The sequence below is a fragment of the Pseudomonas sp. genome (assembly GCF_050739935.1).
GTDB lineage: Bacteria > Pseudomonadota > Gammaproteobacteria > Pseudomonadales > Pseudomonadaceae > Aquipseudomonas.
In genome coordinates, this window is record NZ_JBOICF010000031.1 from 93,566 (window position 1) to 116,765 (window position 23,200).

Genomic DNA, 23,200 nt, shown 5'->3' on the forward strand with positions numbered 1-23,200 from the left:
CTGACGCATTAGGCAGCGGTCATTAAAAGGAAGTAATCCGCTTCGGGCTATGCCTGAAGGAGTATTGTCATGAAGCAGCCCATTAGGGCGGGCGTCAGCAATATTCTCTATATGTCTTGCGTATCTATGTTGTTATTGCCAGTCACGGAGATTAAAGCAGCCTGCACACTGACACCCGGTGCAGGCGATGACAGTTACGTCTGCGACAGTGGTAGCAATCCATCCCTTACCGACTTATCGGGCAACAACAGTCTGAGCTTCCCGGCAGCGGGAGCCGGGACCGTCTACGGTAATGTGCGGTTTGGTCCCGGGGCGGATCTTTTGCTGATGGACTCTGGCGCGATCCAGGGTTCCGTTAATCTCGGGGATGGCGCCAATGTGCTTCGAATGAGCGCCGGCACTATCGCCGGTGCCGTCGTACAGGGAGCGGCGCCCGATATTTTCCAGATGACCGGAGGCTCGATCCAGTCATTGGCCCAGGGAGATAGCCGCGACACGTTTTTCATGAGCGGTGGCACCATCGTCGGGGCCTTCGAAGACGGCGATGTGGCGACCATGACCGGCGGCACAATTGGCCGTGTCGACATGAAGCTCGATAACAATATCTTCGACATGTCCAACGGCCAGATTCTCGGCAATCTGGTGGCCGGCTTTGGCCGTGACACCATCAGCATCTCCGGTGGCACCATCGGTGGCAATGTCAGCGTCAGCGGTGGCAATGACAGCATCAGCGTGACGGGCGGCGTGATTTCCGGAGAGATTCGCGCCAGCGCCGGCAACGACACATTCAACTGGGATGGTGCAGGGCAGATCAAATCGTCGGTGCTGATGGGTGATGGCGACGATATAGCGCGTGTCGCCAACCTTGCGGAAAGCACGCTGGGCGCAACGCCTTGGGTCGATGGAGGCCTGGGCGCTGATAGCCTGACCTTCAGCAACACTTCATCAGCCAACCCGTCGCGTTACATCGGTTGGGAGACAATCAATCTCAACGATCAGTCGACTCTTAACCTCGGCGCAGGCGGCTTTTTCCTAGGTGACAGCACGAGTACCACCGGCACGTTCAATATCGATAGCTCCAGCGCGCTGGCAGCGACCCAAGGCGCGATCCGTCCCTATGAGGCAGACCGATTAGCCACGCTCAACAACGCCGGGTTCATCGATATGACCAGCGGCAGCTCGGTTGCCGGCGATACGCTCGCCGTATACGGCAACTATGTCGGCCAGGGAGGGCAATTGCTGGTGCAAACCGTGCTCGGTGATGACACTTCCGCGAGCGACAAGCTGGTCGTGTCCCAAGGCTCGATCAGCGGCAACACGCAGTTGCGCGTGACAAATCTGGGAGGCCAGGGCGGGCTGACGCGAGCTAACGGCATCGAAGTCGTTCAGGCGCTCAATGGGGCCACCAGTACCACTGACGCCTTTGCCTTGAAAGGCTCACTGTCGGCAGGCGCCTATCAGTACTACCTGTTCAAAGGCGGTGTGACTGCGGGGACCGAGAACAATTGGTATCTGCGATCTTCGGTGGCTGCGGTGGGAGTACTCGGCGCTCCGCCTGCGCCGCCAGTCACAGTGGTGCCCCCTGTCACCACGCCCGTGGCCGCGCCCCCTCCGGTGGTCGGCCCCGACGAACCGCCGGTAGAACCCCCGACCTCCACCCCGGTTGCACCTCCCGACCCCCCGACTGTGCCATCAACCGCACAGGCTGCTACTTCGCCGGAACCCGCAGCCACCACACCCGCCGTGCCGCAAGCCACTCCTGGCGCCGATCCGATCCCGCTTTATCGCCTTGAAGTGCCGGTGTATTCGGTCATCGTGCCTGCGGCGCAAATGATGGCGTTGTCTGCGTTGGGTACATTTCATGACCGCCAGGGCGAACAAAGCCTGTTGACCGAAACGGGAGCAGTGCCTGCCGGCTGGGCACGCCTCTATGGCAGCGATATGAGAAAAACTTGGTCAGGCACCGCATCCCCGCGCTTTGACGGCTCAAGCCAGGGTTATCAGATCGGCCATGATCTCTACGCCTCAACGTCGGATTCCGGCCTACTGCAGCGCTTCGGATTTTTTGTCGGGCAGAGCCGGTTACGTGGCGACGTCGATGGCTTCGCCGAAGGCTTCCAGCACCGTAAGGCCGGTCACCTGAAGCTTGAAGGTGATCATTACGGCGCCTACTGGACCCTCTCGGCCCCCCAAGGCTGGTATCTCGACGCCGTGGCAATGGGCACCCGCCTCAACGGTACCAACCGCTCCGACCGCGGGGTCAAACTCGATACCGAGGGCCGCGCCGTCACGCTCTCGCTGGAAAGCGGCTACCCCCTGCCGATCTCCGAACACTGGGCGGTCGAACCGCAGGTTCAGGTCATCCACCAGAGCGTGGACCTCGACAAGCAGAACGACGGCATCTCCGACGTTGCCTTCGACTCTCAGGACTACTGGACTGGCCGCGTCGGCGCTCGGCTCAAAGGGCGTTATCTGGTCAACGACACGCCGGTAGAGCCCTATGTTCGCGCCAACGGTTGGCACACCTTCGCGGGTAAAGACACTGTCACCTACAACGGCTTGGACCGAATCAAGAGCGAACATAAGTCCTCCAGCGCCGATGTGGGGGCTGGTGTGGCGGCGAGGTTGTCGTCGAGTGTGAGTGTGTATCTTGCGGTGGATTACGACACGAATCTGGATAGTGAATCGCTGGAGAATGTGAGTGGGACTTTGGGGGTTAGGGTGAGTTGGTGAGTCCTGCAAAGGGGCGACGGTTTCTCTGTTAGCTCCCCTCTGGCGCTTCATCAGACACGTCTGGCTGGCGCGTATTACCGTCTAAATGAGTGTCCAGTTCATAGGCTGCTACAACAGAATCCTCCAATCAAGCGGGGTACAACCCCGATGAGCACGCCGTGCATAGTTTAACGGGTGCCCACCCGTGCATTAGCAACTCAGTTGTCAGGACGCCGATCCAAGTTGCCTCTCGATAGGTACGGTTCGAGCGCTGATTTCGTCCCCCGTATGCTGTGTGGTCACGGTTTCGATCAGTACGATGCCGCATTCTTCCGGCGCGACTGGGTTGTGTCGGGTGCCCTTGGGGATAACGCAAAATTCTCCAGGCCGAAGGATGACGTCTCTATCCTCCAGTTGGATTTTAAGGACGCCATACACCACCATAAACATCTCATCCTCATCGGCATGGGAATGCCACATCAGCTCACCCTTGAGCTTCGCCACTTTGATGTACTGGTCATTGACCAACCCAATGACCTGCGGTGACCAATGCTGTGTGACCTTGGCCAACGCTGACTCGATGCTTGTGCTGTTCCCGCTGAGGTTCATGAGAGACGCTCCGTAAAAAGGAAGATAACTTTACGTCGAGGCGATAACGCACCATATCGAATGTTTATAATGACGCCATTAGTAACAGTAATGGCCGCTAGCATGCCTAAACCTCGCACCATCGATCTCGTCCTGCTTCGTGCTTTTGTCACTGTGGCCCAGACGGGTAGCATCAGCAGTGCCGCGCGCCAACTGCATCTGACACAGGGAGGCATCAGCCAGCAGGTAAAGCGGCTTGAAAGCTTTTTCGCCTGTCAGCTGCTGGAGCGAGATGTCCGTGGGACTCGGCTTACAGGGCGTGGAATGGATTTCTTGCCCAAGGCGCAGCGGCTCCTTGATCTCAACGATAGCCTCTGCGAAGAAATGACCGACTCGGATATAACGGAAACGGTTAGAGTTGGTGTCCCTTATGATATGGCGGGATCACATTTTGCTCCTGTTCTAAAAAGCTTTTCCCAGAAACGTCGGAACGTTGAAGTCATCGTTGTATCAGGCTCATCAGTTGACCTGATGAATGATTTCTCCAAGGGGCTAATCGATTTGACCGTCAGTCAGTGCCCTGAATACGAGGGAGTGGGAGAGCGTCTTTCGCGGGAGCCTTTAGTTTGGATAGGTACTTCAGATGACCTGTTTTTACATAGGCCATTGCCGTTATGTTTCGTGACGCCGACTTGCATGTTTCGCCGCACTGTCTTTTCCCGGCTTGGGGAGGCGAAGATCGGCTGGCGTGTGATATTTGAAAATGCCTCAGTCGACACAACCCTTGCTACCGTACGAAGTGGTCTCGCGCTGACGCCTTGGCTTCGCTCCCTTGTGCCAGACGGTTTTCAAATACTAACGGCGGATTCGGGACTGCCCTTGTTGCCCGACTTCGCAATCGAGCTTCACGTCTCGCAAAACGCCAGCGATAGCGCATTAGATATGGCAGAGATCATTCGGCAGCACTACCTTTAGGGCGCAGCGACTCATCAGCGACGATGGACATGCGGTATGTGATTTAGTACTCCAAGCCGACCAGGAGAAATGTTCAACTACCAGATGGCTGCCTGGGGGCTTGAAACGACGTTGGTCAAAGCGTATGTCAGTCTCGCGCCCCGCATGCATGATCTTACTCAATGAATCGATTACGACCAGCCATAACGGCGAAGAATATCTGCAAGCCAGCCGCCGCCAAAAGCATCCACAGTGACACCTGCCAGGTGCCAAAAATGCTGTGCAGCCAACCCGCCAGAAATGGGCCTGCCGATCCCAGGCCATAGCCCACACACTGCGCCATTGCCGATAGCGAACTTGCTTGATGGTGATCACGAACCCGCAGACCGAATAAAGTCAGGCATGTGACCATGGACATACCTGCCCCGCCTCCTGCGATCAACAACCACACCAATGACAGAGAAGGAGCCCAGACCAGGCCCGCCATACCTACCGTAATCGCCAGCGAGCACACAAATCCCAGTAGCCGCTGATCCTTTAAGCGCTTGATCGCAACGGAAGTAGACAGGTTAGCCACGACCGCGACTGCTTGATAAGCCAACAAATGTAGTCCCGACTCGGAGGCCCCTATCCCCACGGAATTTGCCATCGCGGGATACCAGTCAATCAAGGTGTAGAAGGTCACGGTCTGCAAAGCCATGAACATCGACACTTGCCAGGCTATAGCACTTCCCCAGACGGATTTTGCGGCACGCGGCGCCGGCGCTGCGACACGACCCTGAGCATGCCTCAGGTGAGGTAGCCAGCAGACAATAGCTACAAATGCGAGGACGAACCACACGCCCAACGAAACCTTCCAGGTGTAATCCGTTAGCGAGGACAGCGGCGCTGACAGCCCACTTGCAAGTGCCGCCATCAACGCCATGGTCGCGGCATAAAGGCCAATACATAAGGCCGCGTGACTTGGGAAATCCCTTTTCACTAGCGGCACGATCAGCACGTTGGCTGTAGCGATACCACCACCAATGAGAAGCGTGCCGACCCACAGTTCCGTGAAAGTACCGCTGGAGCGGATAAGGCAACCGACGGCGATGAGGCACAGCGCACCAAACAAAGCCTGTTCCAGGCCGAAACGTCGAGTGAGCCATGGGGCCAGTGGCGAAGCAGAGGCGAACATCAGCAGTGGCAGTGCGTTCAGGAAACCTGCAGCCGCCGCGCTTAACGCAAAATACTGCTGGACTTGATCTAAAACCGGGCCCAGCGATGTGATCGGCGCGCGCAAATTAGCAGCGATCAACAGAACGCCAAGCAACAAGGATGAGGTAAATATAGATGTTCCGACGCGAACGGCCGGTGAGGGGGACGTCATAGACACCACGCACAACTTAAGGACGGATTTGTCCTATGGTTGCGTTGGTTGACGTTAACGCTTACGCAAAGCGCTCTGGAGCGCAATGTCTATCAACAATCGTACTAAAACGACATTATTCACTTCAACCGGTGGGACAATTTGCCGCATCTTGTGGTTTTTTGATGGATGAGCCAGGCAAGAGCAATCTTGTGGGCTCACTTCGGCATATACCGCAGCTGCCATCCTCGTGGAATAGCTGCAGACGCGACGCCCACTAATATTGTGATAACCCCGCTGATTAACATCGCCTTGAGACCGAGAGAGCGGGCCATGGCCCCTCCAATCACGGCGCCCGAGAGCATTCCAGTCCATGGAACCAACTGGACGCGCCACCCATTGCGCTGTTCCCCCAGCAGGAAGCGCCCCAAGCCGCGCCCAAACCGCGACAGGGCTCCGGTCACGTAGGTCAGTCCGATCGGCAGGCCGTTCACCTCCTCGACGACGGCATTGATCATACCCATGGCAAGCACGGCCAACAGCAGGACCGCTGCGCCCTCAGCGAAAAGCCCGCAGAGGCAGAGGAGCAACCCAATGCAAAAAAGCAGAGGCCATGCGCGGCGTCCAAAGAGCCTGGCAGCGAGGACACCAAAGACATTGCCCGCGACGAACGCTGCTACGAGGAAGGCAATGTGAGCGGAGAGGATGTAGTTATCCGTACTCAATGACACGGCGAGACGTGTGGTATTCCCGCTCATAAATGAGACAAAGTCGCCGGTAACCACGAAGCCAATGGCGTCCGTCATACCGGCGATGAATGAAAGACTTGCTACAAAGCAGAGACCTATCCGTCCTCGAAAACGAGATAAGTGCCTGGCCCTCGGCCCTAGATATTTGGACTCTGGAAGCACCGTGACCTCAATGTTGGGTGTATGGGAGGCGTAACACGTGTTCGCTGTATGCGGACTTTATAGCTCTTTGCAGCTTCTGCACAATCAGACGGAAGAGCGCGGGACGATGCTGGAGAGTCCTATTCAGGGGGGTACGGGGAATCTACCACTGGTGCTGGCCGCCTTGGCCCGACGAGCTTGTTGGCGGATGCTCTCACCGTATAGCAATTAAGGTCGGATGCGTGATCGGACCCTTGTTTCCTATCGAACTCACGCTGTTTAACAACTGATCCGCTAGCGGTACTGACTTAGACAAACCGTAATTTTCGAGCGCTGATCGCGCTCACAACCGGGATCATTCGGCACGAGATCGGCGGTGTGCCGTATGCTACAACCGTCATTGCAGAGGGCGATGGTATGAGCGAGATCAGGACGATAAGCAAACGTCTTCGGAATTAATTCAGCTAACCGAGTTAAATCCATTGCCAGAACGTTCCGATCTTCACCATTGCCCCAGGTATCGCAGCCACAAGATCTTCCCAGTAACAACCGGATGCGTCTTGGCCCATTCGATAAGCGCGAGCTGTCATTAAGCTCGCATTCTGGAGCCAAAACAGCCACAAAAGGCACAAAAAAGCACTTGCGTTAAACGGTAAGTTCTTGATTTGGAACGATTATTTGATGGGCCGGGGTAATCTGAACAGGCACTGTAACTTGTTGATTTAAAGATAAAATATCGGTTTTGTTTTTTAGTTGGAATGCCATTTGGAATGCCAATGAGATTTGCTTGGTACCTTATGGCTGCGTGATGGAGTCGGTTAGATCAGTCTTGCTTCAATCAGTGTGTGCATTTTAAGAGCATCGCTGATGGCTTTCTCGATTTCTCTAGTCTTTTTCTTCACCTCAGATTGCAGTGTCGCCTGGTCTCCTTCGAAGCCTGGATCAGCCTGCTCCAAGGTGAGCTCCCACATTGACAGAATCGTGGCCAGTCGTTCGATCTGTCTCACTGCTTCGCGGTGCTGAGCCTTCCAGCGATCATCAAGCTGCTTCACTCGTTTGCGTTCAAAATCCAAGGCGTCGCGAAGCAACTGCTCTCGTTCATGGTGTTCCTCAAGCAATTTCCTCGCGCCATTGAGGAGATCGGCGACTAAAGCAGTCTCCGTCATTTTCAGTTTTTTTGCGCTAATGCTGATGGCCTTTTTGGTATCAGTCGGGAGTGTGAACGAGTAGGGCTTCCTTTTATTACCTGCGTTCAATGATCGATGTCGATGCTGCCGAAGGGCGTTCCTTAGGCGCGTCACGAACTCTAGGCCGCCACGAGTTTCCTGCAGATACGCAATCGCGTCAGCAACCATTCCATAGCTAAGTTCCTTTCCTCGAGTTGCGTATTTGAGACTGGTTTGTATTCCTTCGTCGGAGGTTTGCTGCATGTAGCGATAGGCCCACTCCCACTCACCTCCCTCCTTTCGCAACCATCGGGGTCTACCTGCGTTCCCGGTCATCGCCCTTCCTTCCGCTAATTTTCGTCGATTAATTCTAGGGCTAAATCTCTCCTGTCGCCATCGTTTGTAAATGCGTTACTCGTAACGTTATGCGGTAACTCTAATCAGATTTATTCAGGGTGTATAATCTGTAATTTAAATCTGGATTATCAAAGAATGACCCTGCGTATTCAGCCCCTCCTACAGAAGCTGACTGATTGTGGACCTGAGGCGCGATTCATATTGGAAGCCATTGCAAGGGGCGGCTCGTATGGTAGTAGTGCTGGCGAGTGCTTGCGAGGCAAGCTGCTTGCGAAACAGCTCCACATGGTGGAAGGAATAGTCACTGCTGCCTTGGGGGAACTCGTGGCGGTTGGTGTGGTGGAACGTTTGGAGTCGGCCCTTGCCGGAAAAGGTCGGCCAAAGATCAGTTATCAAGTTGCTCCGCAGTCGCTGGCCACTCTTGAGGGTCAACAATGTTCACATGCCTCTCACCCGGAACATCTGAAGCGGCTTTTTTCTGGAGCTGATATCCCGGCAGAGATATTGGGGGCGCAGCCGAAGCCCCAAAGGGAGAGGTCGACAGTTACCAAGCTTGGAAAACCTGCGCCTCCGGGGGCTCGTAGCAGGTTGAGTATCTGTAATCGATTGCTGCTGGGGGCATTGCTCGCAAATGCCGATCAATTTGGTGTTGTGACAGGGCTCAGCAACTTGGACCTGAGACGAATGACAGGACTCGACTCCGAGAGTTTGAGTCATCGGCTCCAGCGTCTTAGGGGAGTGGGCTTGATTCGCAGCTACGTACCCGGAGTGACAAGTTCGGTTTTTCGTACCAAGAAGGTCAACAGCTCGTATTTCCTCAACCTAAATCATCCAGGCTATGGCTTGAGTGGCGAAGGTGCGGTTCTGGTGCACTGGCTGCCGCAGTCCAAAGTTCGGAACGATGCTTTCGGTGTGTTGTTACGGGACATTCATGGTCTTCGCCGTCCACCCGCGTTGAACCGCGCAGAGACACCCAAGGCGGCTCTTCACTTTCTAGCTCGTGAACGGCGATCTGTTTTGGAAGTCTTGCGGCTCATGCTCTATCGATGCGCCTCCGAATTGCTCTCGCGCCACTGGTTTGAGCTCGGTTGTGAAGGTTCGGTCGATCCTGGCTGGCTTAGGGAGCGGATTGAGGCAGACCTGCAAAGGCCACCCGGTTTGGGAAAGGGAGAGGTCGAGTCTGATTGGGCGTGGAAGGTTGTCATCGACCATTTTTGCAAACTGGTTTCTGGGATTGCGCAGGCGTACAGAGCGAGGTTTGGTGCGGCGAATTGGATCGGGTTCGACTTGGCGGATCTCAGTATCCTGCCAGTGTTGGAGGGCGAAGGTGACGAAATCATGGTGCTGCTCCTGCAGCCACGACCGGTGGATATTTCCACATGCACAATTCTGAGGGAGTCTCAACGTGGTGAGTTGGCCATCGAGAGCTGGGGGGAAGAGTCGGAAATGCCGCTGGACTATCGCTTCGTTTGCGGGTTGTTGACGCCGCCAGCGCGACGGTTACTGAAAAGGTAAGTCATTTTTTACCGCACCTGCAGATCCTTTGAACGAATACGAGGAGCCCCGTTCATGAGGATCATTCGCCTGAAAGAAGTCATCGACTCGACTGGCCTAGCACGGTCGACCATCTACAAGTACATCGGGGAAGGCACCTTCCCAAAACCGGTATCACTGGGCGACCGCTGCGTCGGCTGGGTCGACAGCGAGGTGCACGATTGGATCTTGGCAAGGATCGAGGAGCGTGATCTTGCAGAGGGCATTGCAGTACGGTCCACCGGTCACCTGAGTATGGCCAGCTAGAACTGATCATAAGCGCCATGACCGGCTACGGTTGGTCATGGCGCTTATGCCGCTTGGGTAATGCAATTTTCTCAGCTAACTCTTCCATGAAGCGGTTTGGAAAATTTCCCGGTAGGCACGGCAATGTTGCTCCCCGTTGCACGGCCTGGCCGAAATGATCGGCAATGAGCTGAGTTGCATCTATTGATATAGTTATTAACTATCAGTCAATGGTAATTCAATAGCTAAACGCATTCAGTCTGATCAGCACCCACTGCATCGACAGGGATGGGCATCAGTAATTTAGAACTACCACGGGACCTGCTATGCCAATAACCAAGCAGGTACCCAACCATGATCAATCGCAAGACCAACACCTACCTTTCCCAATCTGACATTACCCTTCAGATCGAGCGACTCGTCCAGGCCATCGAAGATTCCGATTCACCGGCATACCGAATCAAGCAAGCCCGCACAGGTTACGAGCGTGTCGAAGAGACCAAGCTCTCTCGGTACTTCACACATATCAAGCAGATGTACGACCTGTTCGATGATCGAGTGCCCTACGACTACAGCGAACACCTACAAGCGTTTTTGGAAGCCTGCCAGGACATTGGGCTTGAGCGTAACCCTGATGGCCCTGCCTGTCTGAATGAGCGGGGTACGGCCTGGCTCGATCATCACCGCAGCATGAACGTCCTGGTTGCCCGTATCCGTCAGTTGACCTGTGAACGATGGTATCTCCGTAGGAAAGATGATCTCCGTCACCAAGCTATAAAGCAGGGGATCCAAGCCTGCGACTACGTCGATGCCTTATGGGAACTCTACTCGCGCATCACCATCGTCAGGGTAGATTTCCACTACCGTTCCGAGGCGCAGGCCAGGCTGCGAGTGGAACATGTGTTTGAGGATATGAAGCAACTGATTGCCCAGCATAGGCGCAATCCAATCTTCGACCACCTAATCGGTCATATGTACTCGGTGGAGCAAGGGGATCGGAATGATGGTGGGGGCTACCACATTCATGCTGCCTACTTCTTCAATGGTAACGAGGTGCGTGGAGATGTCTTCAAGGCCATTAAGCTCGGCGAGTTGTGGGAAGACATCACGCATGGGCAGGGCTACATGTACAGCTGCAACCACGATAAGGATCAGTACGGTGACGAGTGTGGTATCGGTCGCATCGAGAGGAGTGATCGAGCGATTCGGCGCCATGTCCACAAGGTGGTGAAGTATCTCGTCAAAGATGCTCAGCACCTGCGCTTGAGGCCTGAGGGCGCTCGATGCCTGCGGACTGGTCAGCTGAAACGTCCTCGTCGAGGGTAGCGGGCAGCGTAATCGTGCAGGTGCAGGGTTCAAGCTGAGCCAGAATCCAGGGGGCTTGATGTGCATGCCTCCCCTGGAACAGTGGCTCAATCGTCTCAGTGGCAGTGGGTTGGCAGTGAGCCGATGTGACGTCAATGTGTGGGTCTAGTGATTGCGAAGACGGTCTAGGTCGCTCTTGGTACGGCTGCGAATGGTGAGGTCATCGCTGGCGTCTTTCTGCACGACCGAAAAGAAACCGAAATTGGTAAATAGCCACATGTTGAGATCCCTCGCTGGGGTGGGGGTCAGGCAGCGCAGTGCCTGAAGATTGCATTAGGCTATTACAAATCAAAATGATCGGTAAATATCGTTTTTATGATTTTTGGTTGCTGGCGTTGTGATCGCAATTTATGCTGTCCACCGCTTTCACCACTACCAGCGTAGCCATGATCACTGAAGCTCTCTTGCAGCTAACGCAAGCCCAACGCGACCGCCTGGCTTACCTCGAATTGCGTCTGCGGTTTGTCGGAGAGATAGGGCGACAGGATCTGATTCAGCGTTTCGGCATTCAAACGGCTGCAGCCACGCGCGATCTCGCCACCTATCGCGAGCTGGCAGGTAACAACCTGGCGTATGACCGTAGTAGCAAAATCTATACGCCGACCAAAGAGTTTCGACCGATCTTCACCTTCTCCGCTGACCGGGTACTGGCCTGGCTCGCAGAAGGGTTTGGCGATGGCGAGCCGGCGAGCAGTGCGCCGGGAGTCTCCTGCGTAACGTCCGGACGGCTTACCCAGCCGGATCTGGACACGCTGGGTGTGGTGACCCGCGCCATCTATCACCGCTGCCCTCTACAAGTGGAGTACCACTCCCTGGCCAGCGGCAAGACCCAGAGAGAAATTGTTCCGTTTGCCTTGATCGATACGGGCCTGCGCTGGCACGTGCGTGGCTATGATCGCAAGCGCGAGGCATTTCGGGACTTCGTGATCACCCGCATCAGACGGCCAAAGCTGCTGGCGGAGTCTAAAGTCGCTGAACACGAGCGCCCAGAACAGGATGTCCAGTGGAGCCGGATACTGGAGGTCGAGTTGGTGCCTCACCCGGATCAACCGCACTCGGATATCACTGAGATGGACTACGGCATGAGCAGTGGGGCATTGCGTTTACGCCTGCGCGGTGCCACCGCTGGTTATGTACTGCGCAAATGGAGCGTCGACTGCTCGCCGGATCATCGGCTGCATGATCCGGAATACCGCCTTTGGCTGAAAGACCCTCTATTGCTTTATGGGGTTGAAACGGCGTTGCTGGCTCCAGGTTACCGAACAGGGTGAGCAAGTAATTACACACAAACAGTGATTAATCACCCTTGGCTCCGTTGCCTCTGATAGCCGAGGTAAGGTCGTTAAGTTCTCTTTGCCTGTCATGGCTGGAAGGCCTCAAGTTAAAAGGAATTGTTTTTCCAATGATCTACAGCCCCTACCAAGCCAAGTATTTTGCTCACTTCTTAACGCGTGAAGGTATCGGTGCCGACGAGTCTTTGACCCAGTCCTTGTCTTCGGCGCGTGTGGATCTGAACCCGCACCAGGTCGATGCGGCTATGTTTGCCTTGCGTTCGCCCTTATCCAAAGGCGTGCTACTGGCAGATGAGGTAGGGCTTGGCAAAACCATCGAGGCGGCGTTAGTGCTCAGCCAGCGTTGGTGGGAGCAGCGCCGAAACCTTCTGTTGGTTGTGCCGGCCTCTCTTCGCAAGCAATGGGCCACGGAGCTCCGTGAAAAGTTCTCATTGCCCTCGGTCATTCTTGATGCCAAGCGCCTTAAAGACTTGTCGGCCAGCGGGCAACCCAATCCCATTGGGCGTAAGGAAGGCATCATCATCGTCTCTTACGAATATGCCGCTCGTATCGCCCATCAGCTGCAAAAGGTTGCTTGGGATCTGGTCGTGTTTGATGAGGCGCACAAGCTGCGTAACGTCTTTAAGGCGGCTAACAATTCCCGAGCAGCGGTCCTGCGCGATGCCTTACAGGGTTGTCAGAAGCTTTTGCTGACGGCAACGCCGTTGCAGAACAACCTGATGGAGCTCTATGGTCTCGTTACGATCATTGATGAGGCTTACTTTGGTTCGGAGCAGGCCTTTAAGGCCGAGTTCGGAGGCAAGGGCAATCTTGCCGCTATGACCTTGCTACAGAATCGTTTGGAGCCCATCTGCAAGCGCACCTTGCGCCGTCAGGTCCAAAAGGCTGGACTGATCAACTACACCAACCGCTTGCCGAAAACCTTTGACTTTACCCCCAGCAAGCTTGAGCTGGATCTGTACGAGTCAGTGTCGGCGTACCTGCAAAACCCAGACACCCTTGCCCTAGGTAGAAATGGCCGTCACCTGGTGACCTTGTCCCTGCGCAAGATCCTAGGTTCATCCTCATTTGCCATTGCCAAAACCTTGGACAAGATGGTCAACCGCCTGCAAGCCAAGCTAGTGGTTGATGACGACACCCTAGATGATCTTGATGGCTTTGCTGAGGACGCCGAGGATTGGCGCGATGCTGGTTCTATCGCCGCAACCGAGGCGGATGCTGTCGAAGACCATACGGATGATGATCTTGATGAAATTGATCCGAAAAAGCTTCAGGTCGAGATCGCCGAGCTGACGCATTACCGGGATATCGCGACCTCAATTAGCGACAACGCTAAAGGGCGAGCGCTCTTGGAGTGCTTGCCCATCGTTATGGCCGAGATGGAAACCAAAGGCGGTCAGCGCAAGGCCGTGGTATTTACCGAGTCCGTGCGTACCCAAGCCTACTTGCGTGATCTGCTGGAGCAAAATGGCTTTGCCGGTCAAACCGTAGTTCTCAACGGCTCAAACACTGATAAAGACAGCGCAGCCCTCTACAAAGCCTGGCTTACCAAAAATAAAGGCACTGAGGTTGTCTCCGGCTCTAAAACTGCCGATATGAAAGCGGCCATTGTCGATGCTTTCAAACATGACCGCTCAATCCTCATTTCCACGGAGTCCGGTGCCGAGGGTATCAACCTGCAGTTTTGCTCGCTGCTAATCAACTATGACTTGCCCTGGAATCCCCAGCGGGTTGAACAGCGCATTGGTCGTTGCCACCGCTACGGGCAAAAGATCGACGTTACCGTCATCAACTTCCTCAATCGCAAGAACCAGGCTGAAGAGCGAATTCACCAGCTCCTAGAGCAGAAGTTCAAGCTATTTGAGGGTGTGTTTGGCTCATCCGATGAAGTGTTGGGCGCCATTGAGTCTGGTGTGGATATCGAACGTCGTATTCTGGAGATCGTCCAGACGTGCCGCTCGAACGACGAAATCAATGAGGCTTTCGATAAGCTGCAAGAAGAGTTCAGTGTCGAGATTGATGCGGCCAAACAGGATGCACGCAACAAAATATTGGCTGAGATGGACGAAAAGGTGATTGAGCGCCTGATGAGCCGTAAGGAAGGCGTTCATGCCGCCCTTGGCGACTTCCGTAGGGCGCTGCTGACCCTTGCCCGTGCTGAGCTACCCGAGGCCCACTTTCATCCGGACCATGCCGAACGTTTTGATTATCAAGGCAGCACTTGGTCGACCGAGTGGCCTGAGGCAGAGGATAACGGCTGGCGCTTCTTCCGCTTGGGCGATGGAGGCCTAGCAGACAAGCTGATGGCGCAGGCTAAAGCGCGATTAACTCCCATGGCCGCGCTTGAGTTTGACTACAGCGCCTATGCTGGCAATCTGGGGGATGTGGCCTGCTTGCGTGGTCAATCAGGCTGGATGCGACTCTCGCGACTCACATTACAAACACCTGCTCGTACCTGGGATGAGCTGATCTGCGCAGCCTTCATTGATGACGGCAGCATGCTTGACCTGAGTACCGCCGAACGCTTGCTGCATATTCCTGCCCGAGAGCTTGGCGCACTGGTGGGGCAGGCGCCCGAGGAAGAATTGGCGGGCGTTACTGAGGCGCGGCAAACGGCGCTTGTCGGGCATGCACAAGAGCGTTTGGGTGAGTTTCTCAACGAAGAAGAAGACCGCCTGGATGCGTGGCGCAATGACGCCCGCGTAGCCTACGACCAGCAGATCAAAGAGCTGACCAAACAGGCCAACGAGAAGAACAAACTTGCTCGTGCAACCGCTAATCTGGCCGCCAAGCTTGAGCTACAGCACGAAGCAAAAGCCTTAAAGCGCCAAGTGGATGAGCTACAACATCAGCTCTATACCCGCCTGAGTGAGATCGATAGTGAGCGTGAAGCCATGCTCGACACCATTGCTGAACAACTTAACTTGACGCCACAGGTGGACCACCTGTTTACGATTCGATGGAGCCTGATCTAATGGCCGGTAAAACCAAACTTGAACTGACTTGGATTGGCAAAGACGATCGCCCGCGCCTAGAACCGCGCATCCTGATTGAAGAGCCCGAGTTTTCCTATCACGCAGAAGCACGGCGTGAGGGTGATCAGTTCGACAATATGCTGATCCATGGGGACAATTTGCTGGCGCTAAAAGCGCTGGAGACTGACTCTAATGTGCGCGGCAGGGTGAAGTGTATTTACATTGATCCGCCATTTAACACTCAACAGGCGTTTGAGAATTATGATGACGGAATTGAACACTCTCTTTGGCTATCTCTAATGCGAGAGAGGTGCATTATTTTGCATCGTCTTTTATCTGAAGATGGGTCGATGTTCGTCCATATCGACGATAACGAGTTGGGATACATCATTCCCGTGCTGGATGAAATATTCGGAAGACGCAATCGTATTAACGTGATTACGTTTAAACAAAGTTCTGTTTCTGGTCCGAAGGCTGGGAATAAAGGAATTGTTACAACAAATAACTTTATAATTTACTATGCTAAGAATAGGGATAAGTGGACTCCTGGGCGGGTCTATACAGCCATAGGTAGAGACGATCGTTACAGTAAGATTATTAAAAATAACGAAAGCCCTTTTTTTGAATGGCAACTCGAAAGCTTAAAGGATGAATTTTGCCGTGAGAAATGCGTTCAAAATTGGAGCGAAGCAAAAAAGAAATTTGCTGACAAGATAGAGAGCAGACTTGAGGAGTTCGTGTTGCAGAGGGCTGCGAGGGTGGTTAGGACGGCGCGTGTAGCCCCTAAAGACGTGAATGAAGACGCACGTGATGCACTGGCTCAGTCAAACTCTGTACCAAACAGGGTCTTTTGTTCTCAGCGAGAGGGAAAAGAGCCGTATTACTTCATTAATGGAGAGCAGCTAATTTTTTACAGTGCAAAGATAAAAACTTTAGACGGAAAGATTACGACTGCAGCGCCGCTAACCAATCTGTGGGATGATCTTCTTTCTAACAATCTTCATGCCGAAGGTGGTGTTTCATTTCCCAATGGAAAAAAGCCTGAGGCACTTATAAAGAGATGTTTAGAGCTTGCTACTTCAGAGGGAGATCTTGTGCTCGATAGCTTTGGGGGCTCTGGGTCCACTGCCGCCGTAGCGCACAAAATGAAAAGGCGTTGGATAGTGGTGGAACTCGGCGAGCAAGCAGTAACACATATTCAACCCAGACTGAAGCGAATAGTGGCTGGCCAAGATAATACTGGTATTTCAAATGCCATGAATTGGGTGGGCGGTGGTGGCTACCGCTTCTTCAAACTTGCCCCCTCCCTTTTGCAAAAGGACAAATGGGGTAATTTGGTTATAAATAAAGACTACAATCCAGAAATGCTGACAGAGGCAATGTGCAAGCATTTCAACTACATCTACGCGCCATCCACCGAGCAGTACTGGATGCACGGCAAGGCCACAGAAAACGCGTTTATCTATGTCACGACTAACAGTTTGACCTTTGATCAGCTCAAGGTCCTGTCTGATGAGGTAGGGGAAGAGCGCAGCCTGCTAGTTTGCTGTATGGCCTATGAGGCCGCTGGCGATAACTTAACGAACCTAACTATCAAGAAAATCCCCCGTGTGGTGCTGGATCGTTGCGAGTGGGGTAAAGACGATTACTCCTTAAAAATCGCAGCCTTGCCTCTGGAAGACGAAGAGCCTGACGAGCCCGAAGAAGCAGATGCCAAGCAGAACAAATCAAAAAAAAATAAAGCATCGGTAGCGCAGACCAGCCTATTCGATGGCTCTGAGGAAAACTGAGATGACTGAACTCAACAAGGATCGTGTAGTTGCCCAAATTAGTCAGCGTCTCTCGTTACGCAAGCCTCAAGCAGAGGCGCTTCGGCGCCTCGATACCATCGTAGGGCTTATTGATCCGAAAAAGGGCACTGATGTCGAGGCCGCTCGGGAGCAGGTGCGTCAGGCATTCGGTGAGGTTACTGATGCGGACTTTGCAGATTTTGAACGTGACTTCCCGTCGGTTTGTTTCTCCGTTGCCACCGGCGTCGGCAAGACCCGTTTAATGGGCGCGTTCATCAGTTATTTGCACATGATCGGTAAGAGCCGAAATTTTTTCATTCTGGCACCAAACCTGACGATCTATGAGAAGTTGCTGTTCGATTTCGATCCGCGCAGCCCCAAATATGTGTTCAAGGGCATTGATGCCTTTGCCCATAACCCGCCTTTGATTGTTAACGCTGAAAACTATGAAGAAGGCCGTGGTGTGCGCGGCGCGGATTTATTTGGCCGTGAAAGTGTGATCATCAATATCTTCAACATTTCGAAGATCAACTCCGAGGTAAGAGGCGGTGCCGCCCCTCGTATCAAACGCCTTCAGGAGTACATTGGCGACAGCTATTTCTCGTACCTGTCTGAGCTTGATGATTTGGTACTGCTGATGGATGAAGCGCACCGTTATCGTGGCAGTGCCGGATTCAAGGCCATTGCCGAGTTGCAGCCCATTATGGGCCTTGAGGTGACGGCGACGCCGAAAACTACAGGTAGCAAGCCTCAGCCATTTAAAAACGTGGTGTACCGCTACGAGCTGCCGGATGCGATGGAAGACGGATATGTGAAGGAGCCTGCCATTGGTACTCGGGCGAACTTTAATCCGAAGTCAGTCGATGCCGATGCGCTGGAACGCATCATGCTTGAGGACGGAATTAACTATCACGAGCATGTCAAGGTAGCGCTGGAAACCTACGCCAAAAACTACGACAAGCCGGTAGTGCGACCGTTTATGCTGGTAGTGACCAAGGACACCACGCACGCCTCCGAGGTAAGACAGTTTGTGGAGTCGGACGGTTTTTTCGGTGGCCGTTACAAAGGCCGTGTTATCGAAATCCACTCAAAAACGTCCGGGGAAGAGAGTGACGAGAATGCGCAGCGCTTGCTGAACATCGAAAAAAGCGGCGATACCGACATCGTTATTCACGTTAACAAACTCAAAGAAGGCTGGGACGTTACCAACCTGTTCACCATTGTTCCATTTCGTGCCTCAGCTTCCGATATTCTGACCGAGCAAACCTTGGGGCGTGGCCTGCGCTTACCTTATGGCAAGCGCACGGGGGTGGCTGAAGTCGATCAGCTCACCGTTATTGCCCACGACCGCTTCAGTGAACTGATTGAATTGGCCAAAACGGAAAACGGCGTTACCAAGAAACTTAAGCAAGTTTTTATTGGTGAGGACGGTGACGTGACCTCAACGAAACCTGAGGCCGTCACTACGCCAAATGTGGTGCAGCACTTGGTGCAATCCATGCTGCCGAAAGCAGAAGGTAGTGAAAAAAGTACTGCTTACAAAATTCCTGCTCCCTCGAGCCCTGCCGGTGTGGCTGAAGCGCCTGCGCCTTTTATTCTGCAAACAGCGCAAGAAGTGGAAGTGGCTGAGAAGACCCTTCAGATTGTGGTTCAGCAGACCGCTAAACAAGTAGGAAGCCTTGCGGATATCAATAAGCCGGAAGTGCAAGCCGCTATTGTTCAGGCCATTCAAGCGGAGCAAAAACCGCAAGCTGAGATATTTCCGGTTGAAACGCTGAAAATTGAAGCAATCGTGAAGTCGATTTGCAGTCAGTTCGTTGAGCGAATTATTGCCATTCCGGCACTGACCATCACACCGACCCAAGATGTGTCTTTTGGTTTTAAACCGTTCGCGCTGGATCTTAAACACTGGAACCATCAACCGCTCTCGAACGAGCTATTGATTCAGGTCTTACGCACAGAGAAAACGCAGTCCATTAGCGGCGACGCCCATGATGAGCAGCAAGAGTGCCTAGAAAACTATATCGTTGCCAAGCTCATGGACTTCCCAGAGATTGATTACGACACGCACTCCGAAGTTCTTTACCAGCTGGCTGGCCAAGTAGTTTCTCACTATCAAGCAAAATACGATAAGCCTGAAGAGTTGCGTAGTGTGCTGCAAGGCCACTCTCGGCAAATGGCCGATGCCATCTTTGCGGATATGAAGAAAAATATGTGGCGCGGGAAAACAAATTACCGCGTTACTGTGAGCGCGGCCTTCCAAGACTTGCGTCCACAAACTTTCGAGAATGCGGGCAGCCAATATTCATTGGACTTTCGCCAGGCACCGCCAAAGCTTAACGAGATCAAGCGTTATATTTTTAGCGGTTTCAGTAAATCCTGCTATCCACTGGCTAAGTTTGATTCGGATACGGAACGTAAACTGAGCGAGATTTTAGAAAAAGAAAATGGCGTTAAGCTGTGGATGAAACCAGGTCCCAACCAATTCAAACTGTATGATTCAGATGGATTGCCTTACCAGCCGGATTTTGTGGTTGAAATGCAAGATCGCATTTTTATTATTGAAACCAAGCGCGCGGATGAAATTAGCGATACGGTGGTATTGCGTAAAGCAGAAACTGCAGCGCTTTGGGCGCATATTGCCACTGAGTTCCATGCGAAGAAGACTGGCGGTAAGCCGTGGTCTTATTTATTAGTGCCACATACGGACGTGGTCGGAAACTCTACGTTGGCAGGTCTTGCCGCAAAATACACGCGCCAAGCAGACGCAGACGCTGCTGACCTGGGTCAAGCGCCATGAAGTCGACCGCGGGCAGCGCGAAGGCGTCACCACCAGCGAGCGCGAACGGATCAAGGAGCTGGAGCGAGAGAACCGCGAGCTTCGCCGTGCCAACGACATCCTGCGCACGGCCAGCGCTTTTTTCGCGCAGGCGGAGCTCGACCGCAAGCTAAAGTCGTAAACACCTACATCGACCGGCACCGGGAGGTCTACGGGGTCGAGCCGATCTGCAAAGTGTTGCAGGTTGCCCCGTCGGCCTACCGGCGCCACGCCGCTCGGCTACGCGACTCGTCGCCGCGCAGCGACCGTGCTCGGCGTGACGAACATCTGAAGCCACAAATCCATCGGGTCTGGCAGGAGAACCATCGCGTGTACGGTGCAGACAAGGTCTGGCGGCAACTGAACCGCGAAGGCGTGACGGTGGCCCGTTGCACGGTCGAGCGCTTGATGCGTGCCCAGGGCCTGCAAGGCGTGCGGCGTGGCAAACGGCTGCGCACCACCGTCGCCGACGATGCTGCCGTGCGACCGCAGGATCGCGTCAACCGGCAGTTCCGGGCGGATCGGCCAAACCAGCTCTGGGTCTCGGACTTCACCTACGTCTCGACCTGGCAGGGCTGGCTGTACGTAGCCTTCGTCATCGACGTCTACGCCCGGCGCATCGTCGGCTGGCGCGTGAGCAAGTCCATGACCACGGACTTCGTGCTCGATGCGCTGGAGCAGGCGTTATACGCCCGTCAGCCCGGCAATGACGGTTCTCTGACCCATCACTCCGACAGGGGATCGCAATACGTCAGCATCCGCTATAGCGAACGGCTGGCCGAGGCCGGCATCGAGCCCTCGGTCGGCAGCCGTGGCGACAGCTACGACAACGCATTGGCCGAGACGATCAACGGCCTGTACAAAGCCGAACTGATCCACCGTCGTGCGCCCTGGAAAAGCCGGGAATCCGTCGAGCTGGCCACCCTGGAATGGGTCGCCTGGTTCAACCATAAACGCCTGCACTCATCGATCGGCTATATCCCGCCCGCCGAGGCTGAGGCAAACTACTACAACCAACTCGGCAGAACTGCCGAAAAGGCCGTTTTACTTTAACCAAATGCCCTCCGCGAAACCCGGGGCGGTTCACTACCGCATAAGAGAATGGCGGTATCGAGGCGTGGGTAATAAGAGTGGTCTCAAACAGCACGAGCTCCTGAAGCTTCACCCGCTTACGTACTGCAGTGACATCATCCACCACGGCAGTCGTAAACTCTTCTGGCTTAAGCCACAAACCAGCAAAAGCATGACCATGGGTGAATACGATCACGGGGTTAAGACCAATCTGCTCCAATGCTGCGCAGAAAAGCAGAGTCAGGTCGAGACAAGTAGCCAACCCGGAGTCAGCAAGCTGACTGGGGCTACGAATCTTCTGTCCTGATTGTTCAAAGCTGGCCGGCGGCAACGCATAGTCGAGCTTCATGCGCGCCACCGCGCCCCACACTGCCGACGCCAACTGCCAAGCTCTTTTGGGGCCACCCTCATATCCGTCAAGTGCGGACGGCTTATCGCTAAGACGAAGCAACTCGGCTGCCTGTTTGAGCAACCGCTCAACCGCTGCATCATTCGGCTGAACAAAAGCCGCAGTCATATCTGGTAAATGCCGCAATCCGCCCCACTGGTTTCGGGGCAAAAGGTCTACGACCTGTTCAAGCCGAGCAACTTCCTTGCGACCGCTCTCCGCCTCCTTGTCATCGGCTTCGAGGACAAACGTAAAGGTCGACATTTCTGACTCTGTCAGGCGACTCAACAACGGGCCGTCCAAGACAAGATCAAGCCCAGGTATGACCCGGAAGCTATCTGCAGCGATCTCGTCGATCCGCCAGATCTTAGACTTAAATACCTCGGGGGCCGAGCTAAGCGTAAGAGTGGCATTGACGAAACGATTACTCGTTTCGTTCGAGATACGAAGCTCGCGAATCACAGGGATAGCGTTCTGGAAATCTGCAAGATTTAGCTTTGCTACCAAGGTGGCAAGGACCTTTACTTCCTTAGGCGGGGCTTCTTCTTGGGGTGTGAGGGGCTGAACGATATCGTCCATGCGCAACAATCCTTGTCGTTATGCTCAAGGGAGTGCCGAAACTGAACGGCCAGGGAGCCCCTACTGAGCTGATGGCGGGATGATATCTCTTATAGCGACAGCCGTAATGTGCCTTTGGTCGTCACTGGTTTCTCTGCCCATCATCGAACGTCACATATTACGACCGACACAGCTCAATATCGAAAAATGATCGAAGTCCACTGGGCAAACTCCGATAGTGGTATCACATCGAAATGTCCATCAAGAGCCGGGCGTTTTGTGGGGGTAAAAACACCTGAAAACAAAAAAGGGTCGCGAGATAAAATCTCGCAACCCTTTGAATTATATGGTCGGGACGGAGTGATTCGAACACTCGACCCCTAGCACCCCATCTCCTTTTTCATACTTCTTGAAAGCTTCCAAAATTTTACTCTGGATTTTTCTAAGCTAGTATTTACTTGAGCTCCAGCGATGTTCTGCTCTACGAGAGTCCAGTAACGTCCACCAAGAGCCGACGTTTTTGTGGGGGTAAAAGTAGGGGGAACCTATTTTATGGCTAAAATCACCATCAAAGAACTCGAATCGCTGACCGCTGAAGATGCCGGCCGAATCCTCAGGGAGGATGGCAATCTGGCCGGTCGAGTCTCAGTCCGCAAGGACGGCGTGACGGTCAGCTTTTTCTATCGGTATCGGTGGGGTGACCAGAACAAAGAGTACGCCTGCGGCTCCTGGCCGCGCAAATCCCTGACGGACATCCGCAAGGCCCGCGGCCAGGCTCGAGCGCTTATTGATGAGCAGATCAATCCCAACGAGCAAAAGAAAACCGCCAAGGCACAGGCATACGCCGCTGCTAACGTAGAGGCCGAACAAGTAAAAACGACGAAGGTGCAAACGCTGACCGTCCAGGATCTGGCCAAGGCGTGGCTGGCGGATGGCGTCGCGCGCAAAGACGGCAATGCAGAGCTGCAGCGCCGTTTTAACAAGGACCTTTACCCGGCACTCCGCAAGACAGCGGTGAGCAGTGTGTCCGAACACGATGTTCGGGCGCTGATCCGCACCGTGGTCAACCGCGGCGCTCACCGACAAGCCATCAGTTTCTTCGCCGACCTCACCCAGATGTTCAGCTGGGCCAGAAAGCGCCAACCTTGG

General features: G+C 54.2%; 15 protein-coding genes, 1 pseudogene and 1 other annotated feature. Of the genes and pseudogenes, 11 read left to right on the top strand and 5 right to left on the bottom strand.

All coding sequences use genetic code 11. From position 1 onward, the window contains the following. Positions 1-69: 69 nt before the first annotated feature. The gene (locus ACRER8_RS05370; RefSeq protein WP_431745310.1) at positions 70-2,733 is read left to right on the top strand and encodes an autotransporter outer membrane beta-barrel domain-containing protein; all 2,664 of its coding nucleotides are present in this window, start codon (positions 70-72) and stop codon (positions 2,731-2,733) included. Between the two features lie 204 nt (positions 2,734-2,937). On the opposite strand, the gene ACRER8_RS05375 is transcribed toward ACRER8_RS05370, so the two are convergent. Further along, complete coding sequence (locus tag ACRER8_RS05375; RefSeq protein WP_431745311.1) at positions 2,938-3,321, bottom strand: cupin domain-containing protein; 384 nt, start codon at positions 3,319-3,321, stop codon at positions 2,938-2,940. A gap of 102 nt (positions 3,322-3,423) precedes the next feature. On the opposite strand from ACRER8_RS05375, the gene ACRER8_RS05380 reads away from it, so the two are divergent. Next, positions 3,424-4,275 (top strand): LysR family transcriptional regulator, encoded by an 852-nt coding sequence (locus ACRER8_RS05380; RefSeq protein WP_431745312.1) that lies wholly within the window; start codon positions 3,424-3,426, stop codon positions 4,273-4,275. 154 nt (positions 4,276-4,429) lie between these two features. On the opposite strand, the gene ACRER8_RS05385 is transcribed toward ACRER8_RS05380, so the two are convergent. The 3 genes from ACRER8_RS05385 to ACRER8_RS05395 all read right to left on the bottom strand — a co-directional run bounded on the left by ACRER8_RS05385 (position 4,430) and on the right by ACRER8_RS05395 (position 7,994). Then, entirely contained in the window at positions 4,430-5,551 is a 1,122-nt protein-coding gene (locus ACRER8_RS05385; RefSeq protein WP_431745313.1) for an MFS transporter, read from the bottom strand. Positions 5,552-5,820: 269 nt separating this feature from the next. Beyond that, a complete protein-coding gene (locus tag ACRER8_RS05390; RefSeq protein ID WP_431745314.1) occupies positions 5,821-6,513 on the bottom strand; it encodes a YoaK family protein in 693 nt (230 codons plus the stop codon). A gap of 797 nt (positions 6,514-7,310) precedes the next feature. Continuing rightward, entirely contained in the window at positions 7,311-7,994 is a 684-nt protein-coding gene (locus tag ACRER8_RS05395) for a hypothetical protein (protein ID WP_431745315.1), read from the bottom strand. A 156-nt stretch (positions 7,995-8,150) separates the two neighbouring features. On the opposite strand from ACRER8_RS05395, the gene ACRER8_RS05400 reads away from it, so the two are divergent. The 8 genes and pseudogenes from ACRER8_RS05400 to ACRER8_RS05435 form a co-directional block, all read left to right on the top strand. After that, a complete protein-coding gene (locus ACRER8_RS05400; RefSeq protein ID WP_431745316.1) occupies positions 8,151-9,530 on the top strand; it encodes a hypothetical protein in 1,380 nt (459 codons plus the stop codon). 54 nt (positions 9,531-9,584) lie between these two features. Further along, positions 9,585-9,815, top strand: coding sequence for a helix-turn-helix transcriptional regulator (locus tag ACRER8_RS05405; RefSeq protein ID WP_017739170.1), 231 nt, complete (start codon positions 9,585-9,587; stop codon positions 9,813-9,815). Positions 9,816-10,148: 333 nt separating this feature from the next. Beyond that, entirely contained in the window at positions 10,149-11,120 is a 972-nt protein-coding gene (locus tag ACRER8_RS05410; protein WP_431745317.1) for a hypothetical protein, read from the top strand. Positions 11,121-11,545: 425 nt separating this feature from the next. Beyond that, positions 11,546-12,430, top strand: a complete 885-nt coding sequence (locus tag ACRER8_RS05415; RefSeq protein WP_431745318.1) for a helix-turn-helix transcriptional regulator — start codon at positions 11,546-11,548, stop codon at positions 12,428-12,430. 131 nt (positions 12,431-12,561) lie between these two features. Next, positions 12,562-15,426 (top strand): SNF2-related protein, encoded by a 2,865-nt coding sequence (locus ACRER8_RS05420; RefSeq protein WP_431745319.1) that lies wholly within the window; start codon positions 12,562-12,564, stop codon positions 15,424-15,426. Next, positions 15,426-17,216: a site-specific DNA-methyltransferase gene (locus ACRER8_RS05425; protein WP_431745320.1), complete on the top strand. Its 1,791-nt coding sequence runs from the start codon at positions 15,426-15,428 to the stop codon at positions 17,214-17,216. The genes ACRER8_RS05420 and ACRER8_RS05425 overlap by 1 nt, the downstream gene beginning before the upstream one ends. Position 17,217: 1 nt before the next feature. Then, the gene (locus tag ACRER8_RS05430) at positions 17,218-20,016 is read left to right on the top strand and encodes a DEAD/DEAH box helicase family protein (protein ID WP_431745321.1); all 2,799 of its coding nucleotides are present in this window, start codon (positions 17,218-17,220) and stop codon (positions 20,014-20,016) included. Continuing rightward, positions 19,985-21,087: pseudogene (locus tag ACRER8_RS05435) on the top strand (IS3 family transposase); the annotation flags it as partial. The gene ACRER8_RS05430 and the pseudogene ACRER8_RS05435, both read left to right, overlap by 32 nt. Next, positions 20,131-20,247 (top strand) — a sequence feature (AL1L pseudoknot). (Overlaps the previous pseudogene by 117 nt.) Here the strand turns inward: ACRER8_RS05435 and ACRER8_RS05440 are convergent. Next, the gene (locus ACRER8_RS05440) at positions 20,978-22,072 is read right to left on the bottom strand and encodes a hypothetical protein (protein WP_431745322.1); all 1,095 of its coding nucleotides are present in this window, start codon (positions 22,070-22,072) and stop codon (positions 20,978-20,980) included. The pseudogene ACRER8_RS05435 and the gene ACRER8_RS05440 overlap by 110 nt on opposite strands. A gap of 531 nt (positions 22,073-22,603) precedes the next feature. Here ACRER8_RS05440 and ACRER8_RS05445 point away from each other — a divergent pair. Next, on the top strand, positions 22,604-23,200 hold a 597-nt coding region (locus ACRER8_RS05445; protein ID WP_431745323.1), incomplete at its 3' end, for an integrase arm-type DNA-binding domain-containing protein.